Origin of the sequence: Pseudonocardia halophobica (assembly GCF_027922425.1) — a bacterium.
Classification (GTDB): Bacteria; Actinomycetota; Actinomycetes; order Mycobacteriales; family Pseudonocardiaceae; genus Pseudonocardia; species Pseudonocardia halophobica.
Genome location: NZ_BSFQ01000002.1, coordinates 180,550 through 198,906, shown reverse-complemented (window position 1 = coordinate 198,906; position 18,357 = coordinate 180,550). Strand labels below are relative to the sequence as shown.

At 74.6% G+C, this 18,357-nt stretch carries 16 protein-coding genes; 13 read left to right on the top strand and 3 right to left on the bottom strand.

Translation table 11 applies throughout. The annotated features are described in order from the left end of the window. Positions 1–2: 2 nt before the first annotated feature. Entirely contained in the window at positions 3–2,543 is a 2,541-nt protein-coding gene (locus tag PKE99_RS03295) for a glycoside hydrolase family 65 protein (protein ID WP_051736645.1), read from the bottom strand. Positions 2,544–2,903: 360 nt separating this feature from the next. On the opposite strand from PKE99_RS03295, the gene PKE99_RS03290 reads away from it, so the two are divergent. After that, positions 2,904–3,170 (top strand): acyl carrier protein, encoded by a 267-nt coding sequence (locus PKE99_RS03290; RefSeq protein WP_051736644.1) that lies wholly within the window; start codon positions 2,904–2,906, stop codon positions 3,168–3,170. Between the two features lie 34 nt (positions 3,171–3,204). Here the strand turns inward: PKE99_RS03290 and PKE99_RS03285 are convergent, their stop codons facing one another. After that, complete coding sequence (locus PKE99_RS03285; RefSeq protein WP_037039762.1) at positions 3,205–3,402, bottom strand: hypothetical protein; 198 nt, start codon at positions 3,400–3,402, stop codon at positions 3,205–3,207. A 33-nt stretch (positions 3,403–3,435) separates the two neighbouring features. Next, complete coding sequence (locus PKE99_RS03280) at positions 3,436–4,410, bottom strand: universal stress protein (protein WP_051736643.1); 975 nt, start codon at positions 4,408–4,410, stop codon at positions 3,436–3,438. A gap of 217 nt (positions 4,411–4,627) precedes the next feature. Between PKE99_RS03280 and PKE99_RS03275 the strand changes: the two genes are divergently transcribed. From PKE99_RS03275 to PKE99_RS03220, 12 genes are all read left to right on the top strand, one after another. Then, positions 4,628–4,894: a metal-sensitive transcriptional regulator gene (locus PKE99_RS03275; RefSeq protein WP_037039760.1), complete on the top strand. Its 267-nt coding sequence runs from the start codon at positions 4,628–4,630 to the stop codon at positions 4,892–4,894. Positions 4,895–4,967: 73 nt separating this feature from the next. Then, complete coding sequence (locus tag PKE99_RS03270) at positions 4,968–6,383, top strand: MBL fold metallo-hydrolase (RefSeq protein WP_051736642.1); 1,416 nt, start codon at positions 4,968–4,970, stop codon at positions 6,381–6,383. Between the two features lie 41 nt (positions 6,384–6,424). Next, on the top strand, positions 6,425–7,051 hold the full coding sequence (locus PKE99_RS03265; RefSeq protein WP_051736641.1) for a rhodanese-like domain-containing protein: 627 nt from the start codon (positions 6,425–6,427) through the stop codon (positions 7,049–7,051). Between the two features lie 88 nt (positions 7,052–7,139). Next, positions 7,140–8,597 carry a multicopper oxidase family protein gene (locus PKE99_RS03260; RefSeq protein WP_037039757.1) on the top strand — a complete coding sequence of 486 codons (1,458 nt, stop codon included), beginning with the start codon at positions 7,140–7,142 and terminating at the stop codon, positions 8,595–8,597. Between the two features lie 586 nt (positions 8,598–9,183). Further along, positions 9,184–9,600: a carboxymuconolactone decarboxylase family protein gene (locus PKE99_RS03255; RefSeq protein ID WP_037039752.1), complete on the top strand. Its 417-nt coding sequence runs from the start codon at positions 9,184–9,186 to the stop codon at positions 9,598–9,600. A gap of 105 nt (positions 9,601–9,705) precedes the next feature. Next, the gene (locus PKE99_RS03250; protein WP_037039749.1) at positions 9,706–10,047 is read left to right on the top strand and encodes a rhodanese-like domain-containing protein; all 342 of its coding nucleotides are present in this window, start codon (positions 9,706–9,708) and stop codon (positions 10,045–10,047) included. Further along, a complete protein-coding gene (locus tag PKE99_RS03245) occupies positions 10,047–10,922 on the top strand; it encodes a sulfite exporter TauE/SafE family protein (RefSeq protein WP_037039747.1) in 876 nt (291 codons plus the stop codon). Before PKE99_RS03250 ends, PKE99_RS03245 begins: the two co-directional genes overlap by 1 nt. Positions 10,923–11,109: 187 nt before the next feature. Next, a complete protein-coding gene (locus PKE99_RS03240) occupies positions 11,110–12,528 on the top strand; it encodes a rhodanese-like domain-containing protein (protein ID WP_051736640.1) in 1,419 nt (472 codons plus the stop codon). A 515-nt stretch (positions 12,529–13,043) separates the two neighbouring features. Further along, on the top strand, positions 13,044–14,834 hold the full coding sequence (gene acsA / locus PKE99_RS03235) for an acetate--CoA ligase (RefSeq protein ID WP_037039742.1): 1,791 nt from the start codon (positions 13,044–13,046) through the stop codon (positions 14,832–14,834). After that, on the top strand, positions 14,831–15,808 hold the full coding sequence (gene pdhA, locus PKE99_RS03230; RefSeq protein WP_081923673.1) for a pyruvate dehydrogenase (acetyl-transferring) E1 component subunit alpha: 978 nt from the start codon (positions 14,831–14,833) through the stop codon (positions 15,806–15,808). Before acsA ends, pdhA begins: the two co-directional genes overlap by 4 nt. Continuing rightward, positions 15,805–16,797, top strand: coding sequence for an alpha-ketoacid dehydrogenase subunit beta (locus tag PKE99_RS03225; RefSeq protein ID WP_037039739.1), 993 nt, complete (start codon positions 15,805–15,807; stop codon positions 16,795–16,797). The genes pdhA and PKE99_RS03225 overlap by 4 nt, the downstream gene beginning before the upstream one ends. Before the next feature lies 1 nt (position 16,798). Further along, a complete protein-coding gene (locus tag PKE99_RS03220; protein ID WP_063739626.1) occupies positions 16,799–18,352 on the top strand; it encodes a dihydrolipoamide acetyltransferase family protein in 1,554 nt (517 codons plus the stop codon). The last annotated feature ends 5 nt before the right edge of the window (positions 18,353–18,357 follow it).

Here is an 18,357-nt window from a genome sequence, read left to right as displayed (position 1 = left end):
GATCACGGACTGCGACGCGGTCGTCCGATCGCCCCGTCCCGTCCGATCGGCTGAGGTCGACCGTCCTCGACGGGCGCGATCACAGGTTCGGGGATCGCCGGTCGGCCGGCCGCACCTGATGCAGCGACGAAGCGGAGCGCTTCGCCCGTGCGCAGGAGCCGGACGTCGTCCCCGCACCCCACACGAACGGGCGTGCCGGGTCCCGGCGCGGCGGCGACCCGGACCTCCCGGCCGCTGACCCGGACGTCGAGGGTGACTCCCCGGTACTCCACCGAGAACTCCAGGACCCCGAACCGCTCGGGCCAGTGGGGGTTGAACCAGAGCGCGCCCGCCCGGGTCTCCAGGCCCGCGAAGCATCGCTGCAGCAGGTCGACCGACCCGGCCATCGCACCCAGGTGCACGCCCTCGGCCGTGGTGCCGCCCTGGACATCGGCCAGGTCACTGCTGAGGGCCCGCTCGAAGTGGTCGAGCGCGTCCTCGCGGTGTGCACGGGCGAGCACCCAGGCGTGCACGAGGGCGCTCAGGGTGGAGCCGTGCACGGTGCGCGCGAGGTGGTGGTCGATGGTGCGTGGGATCGCCTCCGGCGGAAGTGCGTAGCCCATCCCGCCGAGCAGTTCACGCAGCTCGTCGGCCGACAGCAGGTAGAAGAGCATGAGGGCGTCGGCCTGCTTGGTGGCCTGGTAGTCGTCGACGGAGCGGCCCTCGGCCTCCAGGATCCGGTCGAGCCGCTGCAGGTCCCCGTAGCGCCGCCGGTAGTTCGCCCAGTCGAGCTCGGCGAGCCGGCTCGCCCCGTGGAACTGCTCGAGGACGCCGTCGTCCCGGAAGGGCACGTACATCCGCCGACACAGGTCCTCCCAGTGCAGCAGCTCCGCCGGGGTCAGCCCGAGGCGACCGATGAGCTCGGCGCGCCGGGTGCTGGGCAGCGCGGCGAGGGTGTCGCGGGCCCGGTGCCACAGCCAGACCGCCATGACGTTGGTGTAGGCGTTGTCGTCGATGCCGGGCTCAGCGGCACCGGGGTACCGGGTCGAGTACTCGTCCGGCCCCATCACCCCGCGGATCCGGTAACGATCCATCGCCGGGTCGTGCCGGGCGAGGTCGGCGAAGAAGCGGGCGACCTCCAGCACCACCTCGGCGCCGTGGCCGGTGAGGAAGTCCAGGTCGCCCGTGGCCTGGTAGTACTGCCACACGTCGTAGGCGACCGCGAGGCCGACGTGCCGCTGCAGGTGGCTGGTGTCGGGCAGCCACCGACCCGAGCGGGGGTTGAGGTGGACCCGCTGGCTCTCCTCGCGGCCGTCGCTCCCCGACTGCCAGGGGAACATCGCGCCCCGGTGCCCGACCAGCCGGGCGGCACGGCGGGCGGCGTCGAGACGGCGGACCCGGTAGTGCAGGAGCGCCCTCGCCAGCTGCGGCATCCGCAGGGTCAGCAGTGGCAGCACGAACAGCTCGTCCCAGAACACGTGCCCGCGGTAGGCCTCGCCGTGCAGGCCCCGCGCCGGGATCCCGGCGTCGAGATCGAGGTCGTGCGGCGACACGGTCTGGAGCACGTGGAACAGCCCGAGCCGGAGCGTGCGGAGGGTCTCGGTCGTCGCGGGACCGCGGCCGTCGGACAGGTCGACGCGGAACCGCCGCCAGAGCTGGTCCCAGGCCAGCTCGTGGCCGGTCAGGAGGGCCTGGAAGCACGGCGCCTCCCCGAGCTGCTCCACGGCGGTCAGCGCGGGGTGGGACACCGCGACGTCCCGGGAGGTGACGAGGGCGACGATCTTCTCCACGGTCACCGCGCGGCCCTCGGTGACCTCCAGCTCCAGATCGTGGGAGATCCGGCTGCGCTCGCGCACCGTGCGGCGGCCGGGCCTGACGCCCTCGCCGCCCTCGACCCGGGTCCGGGCCGCCTCGGCGACCAGCAGCTCGGACTGGGTGGTCCGGGCGACGAGCAGCAGGGTCTCCGGGTCGATCTCGTCCGTGGTCGTTGTCCGGAGGTGCCGCCCGGCCATGTCCCGGTACCGGGCCACGCCGGAGTTGGTGACCCTGCCGTCGAGGCCCGACCGCACGCGCAGGCGCCCCGACCAGTTCTCGGGCGTGACGACGGTCTGCAGCCCGGCGAGGTGCCGGCAGCCCATGTGGACGAACCGGCGCTGGCGCATCGCGGTGCGCCGGCCCGCGGCGTCGGCGAAGCGCAGGACCCGGCTGAGCAGCCCGCGCCGCATGTCGAGCGTGACCCGGTGTTCCAGCAGGTGTGTGGGGTCGAGCGGGTCGATCCACACTCCCTCGACCGCCACGCGCAGCATCAGCCAGTTGGGGAGGTTGACCATGCTCTCGGTCTCGACGACCGCGTTGCCGACCTCGTCGCGGAGCCGGTTGAAGAAGCCGGCGGCGTAGGTGCCCGGATAGTGCGCGCCGCCTGCCTCCCTCTCCGGCACAGCACCCCGCACCGCCTGGTAGCCGTTGCCGAGAGTGCACAGCGCCTCGCGCCGGCCCTCGTCGGCGGGGTCGAACCCGTCGAGGACCAGCGTCCAGTCGTCCTGGGCCCGCGCGGGGTCGGTCACGGCCGGCCCTGCCCGCCCAGCGCCTCCAGTGGCACCGGCCAGTGCACGCGCTCCCTGTCGGTCGAGGGCGTGCACGCGCGCATGGCTCCTCCTTCGCCGTCCTCCTGACGCTAGAAAGGCTGGAGGGCGGCGATCAGGGGCGAACGTCCCCGCTCACGAGGGAGAGCCGCACCGAAGGGCCGGGACCCCTGTGTCCGGGAGCGGCTCGGCCGGTCACGGCCGCAGCCGACGCACGGTTCGACTCGACCAGGCCCTCCGGCCCTGCCGCACGAGCCGGCGCACGGTGCACCGTGGCCGACCGCGCACCTGGCTGCCCGATCCAGGCGCCCGATCCGCCGAGACTGACATCGAGGTGCCGACATGACCGACCCGACCGCGCTCACCACCCTGACCGAGGACCGTGCGCGCGCGCTGGTCGTCGACGTCCTGCGCGGGATCGCGCCGGGCCCCGAGCTCGACGGACTCCGCCCCGAGGACGACCTGCGGGAGACCCTCGGGCTCGACTCCTTGGACTTCCGCAACCTGGTCGTCGGCGTCTCCGAGCGGGCCGGGCGGAGGATCGAGGAGGACGACTACGAAGGCCTGGCCGATCTGGCCGGCTGGATCCGGCTGCTCGCCGGCCCCTGAGCCGCCCTCCGGTCCGGCTACCTCTCCTCCGTCGTCAATCGACGGCGATCGCCAGGCTGTCGCGGAGCCGGATCAGGATCTCCCGCCGCTCACGGAGATGACTCCGGTACCGCGGGTTGTCCGTGTCCGCGATCTCCATCGACATCCGCCCGAGGTGAGCGGTGACGACCTCGTAGACCGTCTCCGCCTCCTCGGCCGTCAACCTGAGCTCCACCATCTTGCTGTGCTCCATGAGTCCTTGCTTCCTCGTGCCCCCGCCCCGCACTCATCCGGCGGTGCCGGCCGCGCCCGGAGCGGCGCCGGCGGGGTCGGCGGAACCCGCCCTGGCGCCCCCGCCCGGACCGCGCCAGCGCGGCCCGACCACTGCGACGGGGCAGTGCGCGAGCAGCACGACGCGGCGTGCGACCTCGCCGAGCGCCAACCCGACGTGCTCGTGCCGTCCACTGCCACCCACCACGAGCAGGTGGGCTCCCTGCGACGCCTCGGCGAGCATGGCCTCGGGCCGGTCCCGGGCGATGGCGTGCCGGACCTCCACCTCGGGGAACGCGCCGACCCACGGTGCCACCCGTTCGTCGAGCGCGGCCCGGACGTCCGGGGCGAAGGCGGCGAAGTCCACGCTCGGCGTCAGGCTCGGATCGAGCGGAGTGTCGCTCCAGGCGTGCACGATCTCCAGCGGGACCTCGCGTTCGCGGGCCTCGTGCAGCGCGACACGCAACGCGGCGTCGCCGCCCGGCGACCCGTCGACCCCGACGACGACGGGGCCGTCCGGCCGGGAGTGACCGATGTGCTCCACGAACACCAGCGGGCAGCTGCTGCGGGCGGCGAGCGCCAGGCCGAGCAACGTCCCGGACCACCCGCCGACCGGACCGCCGATGACCACCAGGTCCGCCTCGTCCGAGGCCCGGCCGAGTACATCCGCCGGGGCGCCCTCGATCACCTGCCGGATGATCCGGGCTTCGGGCACCAGGAACCCGGCGTGCTCGGCCGCTCGATCGACGTGCCGACGGGCTGCGTGACGGCGCAGCGACCGGCTGCGCTCGGCGGCATCGGCCGCCTCGGGATGGTCGGTGGCGTCGGCCTGCCACTCGACGACCTCGATCAGACGCAGCACGGCGCCCCGCCGGTCCGCCTCCCGGGCTGCCCAGGTGGCGGCGTCGATCGCCGACCGCGAGCCGTCGATGCCCACGACCACCGCCGGCGCCGGCGACAGTGCAGGCTCCCGAACCGCGCGCTCCACCACGAGTGGCTCCCTTCCTCGTCCTGAGCATCCAGCGCACGCGGTCGCGGCGCCGCTGCGCATCGACCCGCCGTCGTGGGACCTTGGACCTCGGCACGGCGCCCGTTCCCGATTCGGGGGGACAGGTCGACCGGCTGTCGCCATGCCGGGAGCGTGCTGATCTGGTAGTCTCCAGATATACCCCCCGGGGTACTCCGGACGGTGCTCGAGGAGACGTGCCATGGACGTGAACGCGGCGAAGCTGACCGACGTGGTGGCCCGGCTCAAGCGCGTGCAGGGGCAGCTGGGCGGGATCATCCGCATGATCGAGGAGGGCCGCGACTGCAAGGACGTGGTCACCCAGCTCGCCGCGGCGTCACGCGCGTTGGACAAGGCCGGCTTCAAGATCATCTCAACCGGCCTGCGCCAGTGCATCGCCGAGGACGCGGACGGCTCGCAGCGGGTGAACGAGGACGAGCTGGAGCGCCTCTTCCTCTCCCTGGCCTGACCCCGGCCCGCCGGAGACCGGCGCCGACCCATCGATCCTAGATACCCTACGGGGTAGGGAAGGAATGGCGAATATGACCGACGAGAACCGGACGACCGACCCGGCCGCGTTCCGGGTCGAGACGATCGAGACCACCAGCCTCGGCGACCGCAGCTACCTGATCCACGACGGCGAGACCGCGGTCGTGGTGGACCCGCAACGCGACATCGACCGGATCACCGGGCTGCTCGACGCGGGCGGGCTGCGGCTGACGCTCGCGGTGGAGACCCACGTGCACAACGACTACGTCTCCGGCGGCCTCGAGCTGGCCCGTACCACCGGGGCCACGTACGTGCTCGCGAGCGGGGACGAGCTGGAGTTCGAGTTCCGGCCCGTCGCCGACGGCGAGGTGCTGGAGGCGGGCCGGATGCGGCTGCGGGTGCTGCACACCCCCGGGCACACCCACCACCACGTCAGCTACGTCCTGCAGGACGCCGACCGACGGGTCCACGGCGTGTTCACCGGCGGCTCGATGCTCTACGGCGCCACCGGGCGCACCGACCTCGTGCGCCCGGAGGACACCGAGGCGCTCACCCACGCCCAGTACCACTCGGTACGCCGGCTGGCCGCCGAGCTACCCGCCGACACCCCGGTCTACCCGACCCACGGGTTCGGCAGCTTCTGCTCGGCCACCCCGACCAGCGGCGACGCCTCCACGGTCGGCGCGCAGGCCGAGGTCAACCCAGCGCTGACCCTGGCCGAGCGAGACTACGTCGACACCCTGATCGCCGGGCTCGCCGCGTACCCGGCCTACTACGCCCACATGAGCCCGCTCAACCGCGCGGGCGCCGCCCCGGTCGACCTGTCGCTGCCCGAGCCGGTCGACCCGGCCGAGCTGAGGCGGCGGATCGAGGCCGGGGAGTGGGTGGTCGACCTGCGCGAGCGCACCGCGTTCGCCGCCGGGCACCTGGCCGGCTCGCTCGGGTTCGAGCTGTCCACCAACTTCCTGACCTACCTGGGCTGGCTCTACCCGTGGGGTGCCCCGCTGACGCTGATCGGGGAGTCGGTCGAGCAGGTCACCCAGGCCCGCCGCGAGCTCGTCCGGATCGGCATCGACCGGCTCGCCGGCATGGCCTACGGCGAGATCGACGAGCTCGCCGACGGACAGCCGTTGCGTTCCTACCCGGTCAGCGACTTCGCCGGGCTCGCCGCCGCCCTGGCCGACCGGCCGGGAGCGTTCACCGTGCTCGACGCCCGCCGCGACGACGAGCGCGCCGGCGGCGGGGTCCGCGGCTCGCTCCACATCCCGATCCACGAGCTCACCGAACGCGTCGACGAGGTCCCCGACGGCGAGGTGTGGGTCTACTGCGGCTCCGGCTACCGCGCCTCGATCGCCGCGTCGATCCTCGACCGCCCCGGCCGCGACCTCGTCCTGGTCGACGACGACTACGCCCACGCCGCCGACGCCGGGCTGCACGCCGCGCAGCCCGAGCCCGCCCGGGCCCGGTAGATCCCGGCGCCCTTCCCGACCACACGACGACCGGAGGACCAGTGACCACCGACGCCCCCTCCGGCGGTACCGCCGGCCCCGCACCCGGCCACACCGTCGACCCCCGGACCCTGCAGACCTGGATGGAGGCCTCCGAGCGCCTCACGATCATCGACGTCCGCAGTCCGGCCGAGTTCGGAACCGTGCACGTCCACGGCTCCTACAACGTGCCGCTGCCCCTGCTCGGCGAGCACGCCGCCCAGGTCGCCGAACGTGTCGGCCACCGCACCGTGCTGGTCTGCCAGTCCGGGGTCCGGGCCACCGACGCCCAGCGCCGCCTGGCCGCGGTCGGGATGGGCGACCTGCACGTCCTCGACGGCGGCCTTCCGGCCTTCGAGCGGGCCGGCGGCGAGGTCGTGCGCGGCCGGGCCCGGTGGGCGCTCGAACGGCAGGTCCGCCTGGTCGCCGGGACCCTCGTCACCGCCGGGGTCCTGGGCAGCCTGTGGAAGCGCCCCGTGGTCGCGCTCGCCGGGGCGATCGGCGCGGGGCTGACCGTCTCGGCGCTCACCGACACCTGCGCCATGGCCCGGCTGCTGTCCGCGCTCCCCTACAACCGCAGCGGCGAGTCCGTCGACCCGGCCCGCGTCCTCGAGACGCTCGCCCGGGACGGCCGACGAGGTGAGCGGTAGCGGACCACAGCCGCGGTGCAGGGGCCCTTCTCCCCTGCTCCGAGGATCGGTCCCGCGGACACCGTGGCGAGTGGAGGGAGCACGAGCGTTGACGCGTATCAGCCGCCGCCGGGCACTCGCGCTCGGCGGCGCCGGGATCGCGGCCGTGATCGCAGGCGCCGCCGGCTGGGTGGCCACGGACGGACCGACCGCGCGGGCGGGCGGCCAGGTCCCGGGCGGCTCCACGGACGAGGAGCTCGCCCGGCCCGCCGAGCTGGTCGGCCGGGACGGCCGGTTGGACGTCGAGCTGGTCGCGGCCGCGGGAGTGCGGATCGCGGGCCGTGAGACCCGCGCCCTCGGGTTCAACGGCTCCTCGCCGGGGCCGACGCTGCGGGTACGGCCGGGCGACGAGCTGGCGGTGCGGATGACCAACCACCTGGACCAGCCCACCAACCTGCACACCCACGGCCTGCGGGTCTCCCCACAGGGCGACGGCGACAACCCCTTCGTGCGGATCGAACCGGGCGCGTCGTTCGACTACCGCTTCCGCGTTCCCGCCCACCACCCGCCCGGCACGCAGTGGTACCACCCGCACCACCACGGCATGGTCGCCGACCAGCTCTTCGGTGGCCTCGCCGGCGCCCTGCTCGTCGACGGCGGTCCGGCGCTCCCCGTGGCCGACGACCGGGTCCTGCTCGTCACCGACATCACGCTCGATCCGGACGGCTCGGTCGCCGCCGTAGGCGCCATGGACCGGATGCAGGGACGCGAGGGCGACCTGGTGCTGGTCAACGGGCAGCACCGGCCGGTGGTGCCGGCCACGGCCGGCCACGCCCAGCGCTGGCGGATCGTCAACGCCTGCACCTCGCGGGTGTTCATGCTGCGGGTGGAGGGCCACCCGCTCGCGCGGATCGCGCAGGACGGCACCTTCCTCCCGGCGCCGGTCACGGACGGGCAGGCGGTACTCGCGCCGGGCAACCGGATGGACGTCGTCGTCTCACCCGTGGTGGCCGGGCGCTTCCGCTTGATCCTCGACCCCGTCGACCGCGGGAACGGCATGATGGCCGGCTCGCGGTCCGGCGAGCCGGTCACCCTCGCCACCCTCGTCGTCGACGGGCCGGCGGCGTCCGCGCCCGCCTTGCCGGCGACACTGCCCGCCGAGCCCGCGGTCGCGCCCGCCACCGCGCGGCGGTCCACGACGTTCCAGATGGGCATGGGCGGCCCCATGGGGGGCGGCGGGCAGGCGCGCATGACGATCGACGGGCGCCCGTTCGACCCGGACCGCGACGACCAGGTCGTGGCGGCCGGCACCGTCGAGGAGTGGACGGTCCTCAACTCCGGTCCGCTCGCCCATCCGTTCCACCTGCACATCTGGCCGTTCACGGTGGTCGCCGCCAGCGACGGCAGGCCGACGACCGGCGTCCCCCAGGACGTGGTGCTCGTGCCGGCGGGCGGCTGGGTCAGGGTGCGGATCGCGTTCACCACCCACACCGGCCGCAGCGTGTACCACTGCCACATCCTCGATCACGAGGACGCCGGGATGATGGCCACGGTCGTGGTCCGGTGAGACCCCGATCGGGCGGGGCCGCGTCGGGCCGGGCGGTCAGAAGGGGACGGACGACGAGTGCGCCGCCCGGACCGCGGCGCCGATGCGCCACACCAGCGACACCCACCGGGCCGGCACGCCACGGGGCGGCTCCGGCTCGGCCGTGTACAGGTCGGGGGCCGGACGGCCTCGCTCAGTGCCCGGGACGGGCACGCGAGGGGTGGCGGCGGAGCGGGCGTCGGCAGGCACGGCGGGTCCTCGGGGTCTGGTCGGTACGGACGACGGGCGCCGGCCCGGCTCGACCGGCGGCGCTACGACTGCGGGCGACAGCGCCGGTCGTCGACCGAGAGCTGGTCCGCCGCCAGGAGGCACACGCAGAACGCGTGCGGCGTCGACCTGCCCCGAGAGCTCACCGGACCAGCTCACCATCCGCCCCGCCCCGACGACAAGGGGATGTGACGATCCTGCACTCCGGTCGGGGCCGTCCGGCGCCCGGATCGGGTCGAAGGACGCCCGGTCGCCGTTCCTCCGACCGGGGACGGGGACGGGGAAGCCCGCGAGACTCGACGGTCGGGAGCAGGTCCCGCCGAGGACGGGGAGGTCGGGGATGGGACACCACGAGCACGGCGCGGCGGTCCGGGACGACGTGCGCGAGCTGGGTCGGCAGCTGCGCCGGGCGATCCCCGCGGTCTACCGCGGCTACGCCGGGCTGCACGAGGCCGCGCTGGCCGAGGGCGCCCTGGACCGGCGCACGAAGGAGCTCGTCGCACTCGCGATCGCGGTGACCAGGGAGTGCGACGGCTGCATCGCGGCGCACGCCCAGGGCGCGGCAGCCCATGGCGCGAGCGAGGCCCAGGTGGCCGAGGCGCTCGGCGTCGCGATCCTGATGAACGGCGGGCCGGCCACGGTGTACGCCCCGCGCGCCTTCGACGCCTTCCGCGAGTTCGCCGCCGCGTCGACATCGACGGACCGGCAGGACGGTCCGGACTCCGGCCTCGCCGCGCGCGGCTCCACCCAGCCGTAGCCCCGTCCCGCCGCGCGTACGACGTCGCTTGCCGCACCCCGTCAAATGACCGTACATTACGGGCAGCTTCTCCCATTAAGTGAGAGCAGGACTGAGGACCGCATCATGAGCGCAGCAGACCCGGTCGGCGAGGTCGACCCCACCGAGGCGCAGGCACTCGCCGCGCAGGGGGCCCTCCTGCTCGACGTCCGCGAGCCCGCCGAGTGGGCGGCCGGCCACATCCCCGGCGCGGTCCACCTGCCGCTGCTCGCGGTCGACCCGTCGGCCGTCCCCGCGGACCGGATCGTCGTGGCGGTGTGCCGCTCCGGCCGCCGCTCCGGGGAGGCCGCGCGGCTGCTCGCCGCCGCGGGGCGGGACGTGCGCAACCTCGCCGGAGGCATGCAGGCGTGGGCGGCGCAGGGCGGGGTCGTCGTCCGGGACGACGGCACGCCGGGCGGCGTGGCCTGATGATCGTCCTGGCGGCGCTGCTCGGGCTCGTCATGGGCGCCGTCATCGGCGGCCTCGGCGGCGGCGGTGGGGTCCTCACGGTGCCCGCTCTGGTCTACCTGCTGGGGCAGCCTGCCCAGGCCGCGACCACGGCCAGCGTGGTCATCGTCGGCGTCACGGCCACCGTCGGCGTGATCGCGCGCGCCCGGTCCGGGGGTGTCGACTGGCGGACGGGCGTGATGTTCGGCGTCGTCGGGATCCCGGCGGCCTGGCTGGGCACCGCCCTCAACCGGCGCGTCGACCAACCCACCCTCATGCTCGCCTTCGCCGGCCTGACCCTGGTCGCCGCGATGGCGATGCTGCTCGACGCTCGCGGCAGGCGACGGGCCGCCGAGCACGCCGCGACGGACCCGACCGGCGACGAAGCGGACGGTCCCGGCGGCACCGCGACCGCACCCGCCTCCGATCCGGGGACGGCCGGGACGGCCCTGGCGACGGAGAGGCGGTCGCGGGCAGGTCCGCTCCTCGCCACCGCGGCCAAGGTCGCCGTGGGAGGCGCCTCGGTCGGCTTCCTCACCGGCTTCCTCGGCGTCGGCGGCGGGTTCCTCGTGGTGCCGGTGCTGGTGATCATGCTCCGGATGCCGATGACCCTCGCGATCGGCACGTCGCTGCTGATCATCGCGCTGAACTCGGTTTCGTCGATGGTCTCGCGCCTCGGCGCCCTGCACCTCGACTGGCGGGTCGTCGTGCCGTTCACCCTGGCCGCCGTGGTCGGCACCCTGCTCGGCAAGCGGATCTCCGACCGGCTCTCCGGGCGCACCCTCGGGATCGCGTTCGCGTGGCTGCTCGTCGCGGTCGGGTTGTTCGTCGGCGTCCGGAACCTGCTGGCCCTCTGATCACCCGCAACCCCCGGTGCAGGCGACGGTCGGCAACACCCCGGGCGCGGCGACGAGCGAAGAGGTCAACGGACTCGCCGGACGTCGGGCCCTTCGCCCACCGAGGACGGGCCGATCGCCGGGAAGAGGTGCCATACCCGCGGGGGTTCCCCTGGTGTCAGTACACCCACGAGCGAGGAGGGCGGCCATGATCTTCACCCAGTACTACCTGGACTGCCTGTCCCAGGCGTCGTACCTGGTCGGGGACGAGACGACGGGGCAGGCGGTCGTCGTCGACCCCCGCCGTGACGTGGGCGAGTACCTCGCCGACGCGCAGGCGCACGGGCTGCGGATCGTCGGGGTGATCGACACGCACTTCCACGCGGACTTCCTGGCCGGTCATCTCGAGCTGGCGCAGGCCACGGGGGCGTGGATCGGGTTCGGTTCCCGGGCTCAGGCCGAGTTCCCCGTGCGACACCTCGCCGACGGCGAACGCGTCGCGCTGGGCGACGTGGTCCTCGAGATCTGGGAGACACCCGGGCACACCCCCGAGTCGATCAGCGTTCTCGTGTACGAACACGCCGGCGACGAGGTGCCCTACGGCGTGCTCACCGGGGACGCGCTGTTCATCGGCGACGTCGGGCGGCCCGATCTGCTCGCCTCGATCGGACACACCGCCGACGACCTCGGCCGGATGCTGTACGCCTCGGTTCTCCGGCTGATGACCCTGCCCGACCGGGTCCGGGTCTTCCCGGCCCACGGCGCCGGCTCGGCCTGCGGGAAGAACCTCTCCACCGAGCGCTCGTCGACCATCGGCGAGCAGCGGACCGGGAACTACGCGTGCCGGCCGATGGACGAGGAGGACTTCGTCGCCCTGGTGACTGCCGGTCAGCCGGCGGCGCCGGACTACTTCGTCTACGACGCGGTGCTCAACCGCCGCGCCCACGAGGTGTTCGACCCCGCCCGGCACGCTCAGCCGCTCGACCTGGCCGAGGTGCTCCGGCTGCAGGAGGCCGGGGCGGTGGTGGTCGACGCCCGAGACCCGCAGGAGTTCGCCGCCGGGTACCTGGCCGGCTCACTGAACGTCCCGGCCGACGGTCGGTTCGCCGAGAGCGCGGGCACGGTCGTGCGCCCGGACGAGCAGGTCGTCGTGGTCGCCCCGCAGGACCGCGAGGAGGAGATCGTGGTGCGGCTCGCTCGCATAGGGTTCGACCGCGTCGCCGGCTACCTGCGCCAGCCCGAGGATGCGTTCGTCGACGCGCCGGGGCGCATCGCGCGCGCCAGCCGGGTGACCGCTCCACAGCTCACCGAGGCGCTGCACGGGCCGGTGCGTCCGGTCGTGGTCGACGTCCGCAACTCCGGTGAGCTCGCTCGGGGTGCGATCCCGGGCGCCTGGCACATCCCGCTCGCGCAGCTGCCGAAGCGCCTCGCCGAGATCCCGTCGGACCGGCCCGTGGTCGCCTACTGCGCCGGCGGCTACCGCTCCAGCGTGGCCGCCTCGCTGTTGCGCCGCGCCGGGTTCGCCGACGTGTCCGACCTGCTCGGCGGGTACGGAGCCTGGGCCGCCCTCGGGACGTCCTACCGCTCGGCCCGTAGTGCGGCGGCCACCGCGAGCGCCGACCGGTAGGGCTCCGCGGCGGCGTCGGTGCCCGGTCGCTCCGCCTGGTCCGCGAGGGCGGTGAGGAGGTCGGCCAACGCTTCGGCGATACGCGGATCCCTCACGTGGCCGACCCGCGTCGGCCCGGCCGCCGTGGGCCCCACGACGACGCGGGACGAGGGGGGCGCCAGGTCCTTCGCGCTCAGCGGATGCCCGTGCCCTTCCTCCCCGACGACCTCGGGGTCGGGGCCGGCCCATCGCCACGGGCCACGGGCCGCGGCCCTGCACGACGCCCGCAGCTCCGTCGCGGCCGCCCGGAGCACCGCTCCCGCTGCCGCTCCCCCGGCAGTGGGCTTCCGCTGTCGACCCTGCTCGCCAGCGGGTGTGCTGCGCGTCATGGCCGGGACGCTAGAGCGGTGGCGAGCCCGCGGACTCGGGTCGTAAGCCCTCGACCTCGTCACGTCCCGAAGGTCGGGGACGGAGGTCCCCCGGCGCGAGGCCCCGGGCCCCTGCCGTGTCGGCGCCGCCTCCGCCACCCTCGTGCCATGTCCTACGGCACGATCGGCAAGCCGGACCACGTCCGGCGCGCGGCGATCATGGGTGACTACGGACGCGCCCGGCGCGAGTTCAGCTGGACGCACGCCCGGCTGGAGCTGTCGGGGCTGCCGGGTGGGACCGGGCTCAACATCGCCCACGAGGCCGTCGATCGGCACGCCGCCCACCCCGCCCGCCGGGGCCGGACGGCCGTGCGGTTCCTGGACCGCGACGGCACGGTCCACGAGCTGACCTACGGTGAGCTCGCCCGGCGCAGCAACCGCTTCGCGAACGCCCTGGGCACCCTCGGGGTCCGGCCCGGCGAGCGGGTCTTCACCCTGCTGGGCGCCAGGCCCGAGCTCTACGTCGTGGCATTCGGGACGCTGAAGGCGCGGGCTGTGCTGGCCCCGCTGTTCTCCGCCTTCGGCCCGGAGCCGGTGCGCTGCCGGCTGGAGCTGGGCGAGGCCGCGGTCCTGGTCACCACACCCGCCCTGTACCGGCGGACCGTCGCCCCGATTCGGGACGCCCTGCCTCGACTGCGCCACGTGCTGGTCGTCGGGCCCCCGGGCGAGGACGGCTGCTCGCTCGACGCCCTGCTCGACGCAGCCGGCCCCGAGTACCGCATTGGTCCCACGGACCCGCAGGACCCGGCGTTGCTGCACTTCACCAGCGGTACGACCGGCACCCCCAAGGGCGCCGTGCACGTGCACGAGGCCGTGGTCGCCCACCACGCCACTGCCCGTGCGGCCCTGGACCTGCGGCCCGACGACGTCTACTGGTGCACCGCCGACCCCGGCTGGGTCACCGGCACCTCCTACGGGATCGTCGCCCCGCTGGTCGTGGGGGCGACTCTGGTTGCCGACGCCCGCGAGTTCGACGTGCGCCGCTGGTACCGCGTCCTCGACGAGCAGCGCGTGACGGTCTGGTACACCGCGCCGACCGCCTTGCGCATGTTCATGGCGGCCGGCCCGGAGGAGGCGCGGCGGCACGACCTGTCGGCGCTGCGGCTGATCGCCAGTGTCGGCGAGCCGCTCAACGGCGAGGTCGTGGTGTGGGCGGACGCGGTGCTCGGCCGACCGGTCCACGACACCTGGTGGCAGACCGAGACGGGCGCCATCATGATCGCGAACTTCGCGGGCTCGGACATCCGCCCCGGTTCCATGGGTCGGCCCGTGCCGGGGATCGGCGCCGGGCTGCTGGAACAGGGCCCGGACGGGCGGGCCGTGGTGGCCCCCGACGGCCGGGTCAAGGTGCTGCACGGCGAGGCGGAGGGCGAGCTCGCCTTGCGCGCCGGATGGCCGTCGATGTTCCGCGGCTACCTGGACGCCCCTGAGCGCTATGCCGAGTGTTTCGCCGACGGCTGGTACCTCACCGGCGACATCGCCCGCCGCGACCGCGACGGCTGGTACTGGTTCGTCGGCCGCGCCGACGACGTCATCAAGTCCGCCGGCCACCTGATCGGCCCCTTCGAGGTCGAGAGCACGCTCATGCGGCACCCGGCGGTCGCGGAGGCGGGCGTGATCGGCGTCCCGGACCCGGCTGCCGGAGAGATCGTCAAGGCGTTCGTGACGCTGCGGGCGGGCGCGGAGCCGAGCGTGGAGCTGCGCCGCGAGCTGCTGGCCTTCGTGCGCCGGGAGCTCGGCGCGGTGGCCCCGAAGTCGGTCGAGTTCGCCCCGGCACTGCCGCACACCCGCAGCGGCAAGGTGATGCGCCGGCTGCTCCGGGCCCGCGAGCTCGGGCTGCCCGAGGGCGATCTCTCCACACTGGAGAACGCCGCGGCCCTGACGGCGGGCTCACCATGAGCGGCACCGGCGCGCGCGATCTGTTCACGACGATGCTGCGGATCCGGCGCTTCGAGGAGCGGTGCGTCGAGCTCTACAGCGCGGGTGCGATCCGCGGCTTCCTGCATCTGTGCGTCGGCGAGGAAGCGGTCGCGGCCGGTGTGCTGGCGGCGTTGAGCGCCGAGGACGCCGTCGTCTCCACCTACCGCGAGCACGGGCATGCGCTGGCGCGAGGCGTGCCGATGGAGTCGCTGCTCGCCGAGATGTTCGGCCGGGTGACCGGCTGCAGCCGCGGACGGGGCGGCTCGATGCACCTGTTCGACGCGAGCCGGCGCTTCTACGGCGGCAACGCGATCGTCGCCGGTGGCATCCCCGTGGCCGTCGGTCTGGCCCTCGCGGACCGGCTGCGTGCGCGGCCCCGCGTCACCGCCTGCCTGTTCGGCGACGGCGCGGTGGCCGAGGGCGAGTTCCACGAGTCGCTCAACCTCGCCGCGCTGTGGCACCTGCCGGTGGTGTTCTGCTGTGAGAACAACCGGTACGCGATGGGCACCGCGCTCGCCCGCAGCCACGCCGAGACCGATCTCGCGCTGCGCGCGGGGTCCTACGGGGTCCGGTCGTGGGCGGTCGACGGGATGGACGCCGTCGCGGTGCGGGAGGCCACCGCGCTCGCGGTCGACACCGCCCGCGCGGGTGGCGGGCCCTGCTTCTTGGAGCTGCGCACCTACCGCTTCCGGGCGCACTCGATGTACGACGCGGACCGTTACCGCGACCGCGCCGAGGTCGAGGCCTGGCGCCTGCGAGACCCCGTCGAGCTGCTGGCCGCCGACCTCACCGCCGACGGACTGCTGGACGACGCGGGCCGCAAGGAGCTCGAGGAGGCCGTCGGACGCGAGATCGACGAGGCCGAGCGCGCGGCCGAGGCGGCCCCCGTCGAACCCGTCGAGGACCTCACCCGCTTCGTGACCACCACGATGGACCCGGAGGTCGCCCGGTGACCGTGACGGCCGAACCCCGCACCCTCACCTTCCGCGAGGCCTTCCGCGAGGGCCTGCGCGAGGCGCTGGCCGGCGACGACCGGGTCTTCCTCATGGGCGAGGACGTCGGCCGCTACGGCGGTTGCTTCGCCGTGAGCCAGGGCCTGCTCGAGGAGTTCGGCGAGGAGCGGGTGCGGGACACGCCGCTGTCCGAGTCGGCGTTCGTCGGTGCCGGCATCGGCGCCGCCCTCGGGGGCGCCCTGCCGATCGTCGAGATCATGACGGTCAACTTCGCCATGCTCGCGCTCGACCAGATCGTCAACAACGCCGCGACCTTGCGACACATGTCCGGCGGGCAGCTGAGCGTGCCGCTCGTCGTGCGCATCCCCACCGGCCCCGGACGGCAGCTCGCCGCCCAGCACTCGCACACCCTGGAGGGGTGGTTCGCGCACGTCCCCGGCCTGCGAGTGGTCGCTCCCGCGACCCTGGAGGACGCCCGCGGCATGCTCGCCACCGCGCTCGCCGACCCGGACCCGGTGCTCGTCTTCGAACAGATCGGTTCGTACGGCGTCCGCGGTGAGCTCGCCGCGGACCCCGGCCCGGTCGACCTCGACCGGGCGGCGGTCCGCCGGGCCGGCTCCGACGTCACGGTCGTGGCCTACGGCGGCACGCTCGCCCCGGCCCTCGACGCGGCCGCCGAGCTGGCGACCGGCGACCTTTCCGCCGAGGTCGTGGACCTGCGCACGCTCCGCCCGCTCGACACGGCGACGGTGCTCGAGTCGGTCGCCCGCACCCACCGGCTCCTGGTGGTGGACAACGCGTGGCGCACCGGCGGACCCGGGGCCGAGATCGTCGCGCGGGTGGCGGAGGAGGCGCTCGACGAGCTCGACGCCCCGGTCGAGCGGATCGGCGCAGTCGAGGTGCCGGTCCCCTACGCCCGTCAGCTGGAGGAGGCGGCGCTGCCCTCGGTGGGGCGCATCGTCGAGGCGGCCCGGCGGGCGGTCGCCTGACATGGCCGCGTTCACGATGCCGGCGCTCGGTGCCGACATGACCGAGGGCACCGTCCTGGAATGGCTCGTCTCACCTGGCGACGAGGTCCACCGCGGCGACGTGATCGCCGTGGTCGACACCGACAAGGCGGTCATCGACGTCGAGTGCTTCGACTCCGGGGTGGTGCAGCAGCTGCTCGTCGACGTGGGACGGAAGGTCCCGGTGGGCACCCCGCTGGCCGTGATCGGGTCCGTGGGGGTTGCGCGGGCGCCTCGTCCGGGCCCCCCGCCGCCGCCACAACCCCGACCGCCCGGGCCGCCCGGTCCCGAGCCGCCCCCGGTACCACCGATCCCACCACCCGAGCCCGGCCCGACACCGCCCGTGCCATCACCACCGACACCCCCACCCTCACCGCCGGGACCGCCGTCCCCACCGCCGGAACCGGTGCCCCCGCCCGAACCCGGGCCGCCACCCGAGCCCGGGCCACCCGTGCCGCCGCCCGAACCCGGGCCACCGCCGGAACCCGGGCCGACACCGGAACCCGGACCGGCGCCCGGGCCACGGGTCGGGTCACCCCTGGTCCGGCTCCACGCGGCCGAGGCGGGGATCGACCTGCGCGCCGTGCCCGGCACGGGGCCGGGAGGAAGGATCACACGAGCCGACCTGGAGCGCGCCCTGCACCCGGTCGAGCGGACACCGCACCGGCCGCGGGTGAGTCCGTACGCGCGCCGGCTGGCCGTCGAGCGCGGGCTGGACCTCGCGTCGGTCCGCGGCTCGGGCCCCCGTGGGCTCGTCCGGGCCCGAGACCTGCCGGAACCTGCCGGGAGCGCGCCGGCCCCGCGCCCCGTTGCGGACCCGCGTCGTGTGACGGCCGCGCTGATGGCTCGCTCGAAGCGAGAGATCCCGCACTACTACCTGAGCACCCAGGTGGACCTGGCAGCGGCGCTGGCGCGCCTACGTGCCCACAACCGGAGCATCCCCGTACAGGACCGCGTACTGCCGGCTGCGCTGCTCCTACGCGCGGTCGCCCTGGGTCTGCGCGCGATCCCGGAGCTCAACGGACAGTGGGTCGACGACGCCTTCCGCCCCTCCGACCGCGTCCACCTCGGCGTCGCCGTCTCACTGCGAGGTGGTGGATTGGCGGTGCCCGTGCTGCGCGACGCCGACACCCTCGGCCTCGACGCGCTCATGCACACCCTCGCCGGGGCGGGGACCCGTGCCCGCAGCGGGCACCTGCGCTCGTCGGAGGTCGGCGGCGCCACCGCGACCGTGACGAACCTCGGTGACCTCGGCGTCGACAGCGTCATCGGCGTCATCCACCCGCCCCAGGTCGCACTGATCGGCCTCGGCACCGTGCGGACCCGCCCCTGGGTCGTCGACGACGCCGTGGTCCCCCGCCCGGTCGTGGACCTCACGCTCGCCGCGGACCACCGGGCCAGCGACGGCGCCACCGGCGGACGGCTCCTGCGCGAGATCGCCCGGCTCCTGGGACGGCCCGAGAGCCTCGTTCCCGACGTCAGCGCCGATGTCGTGGACCCTCAGGGGGCCAACCGCCTCGGCACCCCGCCCGCGTGACAGTG

Bases quoted from the DNA above. Each gene is read 5' to 3' on its own strand.
- PKE99_RS03220 (WP_063739626.1), top strand. From the start codon at position 16,799: ATGGCCGCGTTCACGATGCCGGCGCTCGGTGCCGACATGACCGAGGGC.
- acsA (WP_037039742.1), top strand. From the start codon at position 13,044: ATGTCCTACGGCACGATCGGCAAGCCGGACCACGTCCGGCGCGCGGCG.
- PKE99_RS03270 (WP_051736642.1), top strand. From the start codon at position 4,968: ATGACCGACGAGAACCGGACGACCGACCCGGCCGCGTTCCGGGTCGAG.
- PKE99_RS03250 (WP_037039749.1), top strand. From the start codon at position 9,706: ATGAGCGCAGCAGACCCGGTCGGCGAGGTCGACCCCACCGAGGCGCAG.
- PKE99_RS03240 (WP_051736640.1), top strand. From the start codon at position 11,110: ATGATCTTCACCCAGTACTACCTGGACTGCCTGTCCCAGGCGTCGTAC.
- PKE99_RS03285 (WP_037039762.1), bottom strand. From the start codon at position 3,402: ATGGAGCACAGCAAGATGGTGGAGCTCAGGTTGACGGCCGAGGAGGCG.
- PKE99_RS03255 (WP_037039752.1), top strand. From the start codon at position 9,184: ATGGGACACCACGAGCACGGCGCGGCGGTCCGGGACGACGTGCGCGAG.
- PKE99_RS03275 (WP_037039760.1), top strand. From the start codon at position 4,628: ATGGACGTGAACGCGGCGAAGCTGACCGACGTGGTGGCCCGGCTCAAG.
- pdhA (WP_081923673.1), top strand. From the start codon at position 14,831: ATGAGCGGCACCGGCGCGCGCGATCTGTTCACGACGATGCTGCGGATC.
- PKE99_RS03290 (WP_051736644.1), top strand. From the start codon at position 2,904: ATGACCGACCCGACCGCGCTCACCACCCTGACCGAGGACCGTGCGCGC.
- PKE99_RS03245 (WP_037039747.1), top strand. From the start codon at position 10,047: ATGATCGTCCTGGCGGCGCTGCTCGGGCTCGTCATGGGCGCCGTCATC.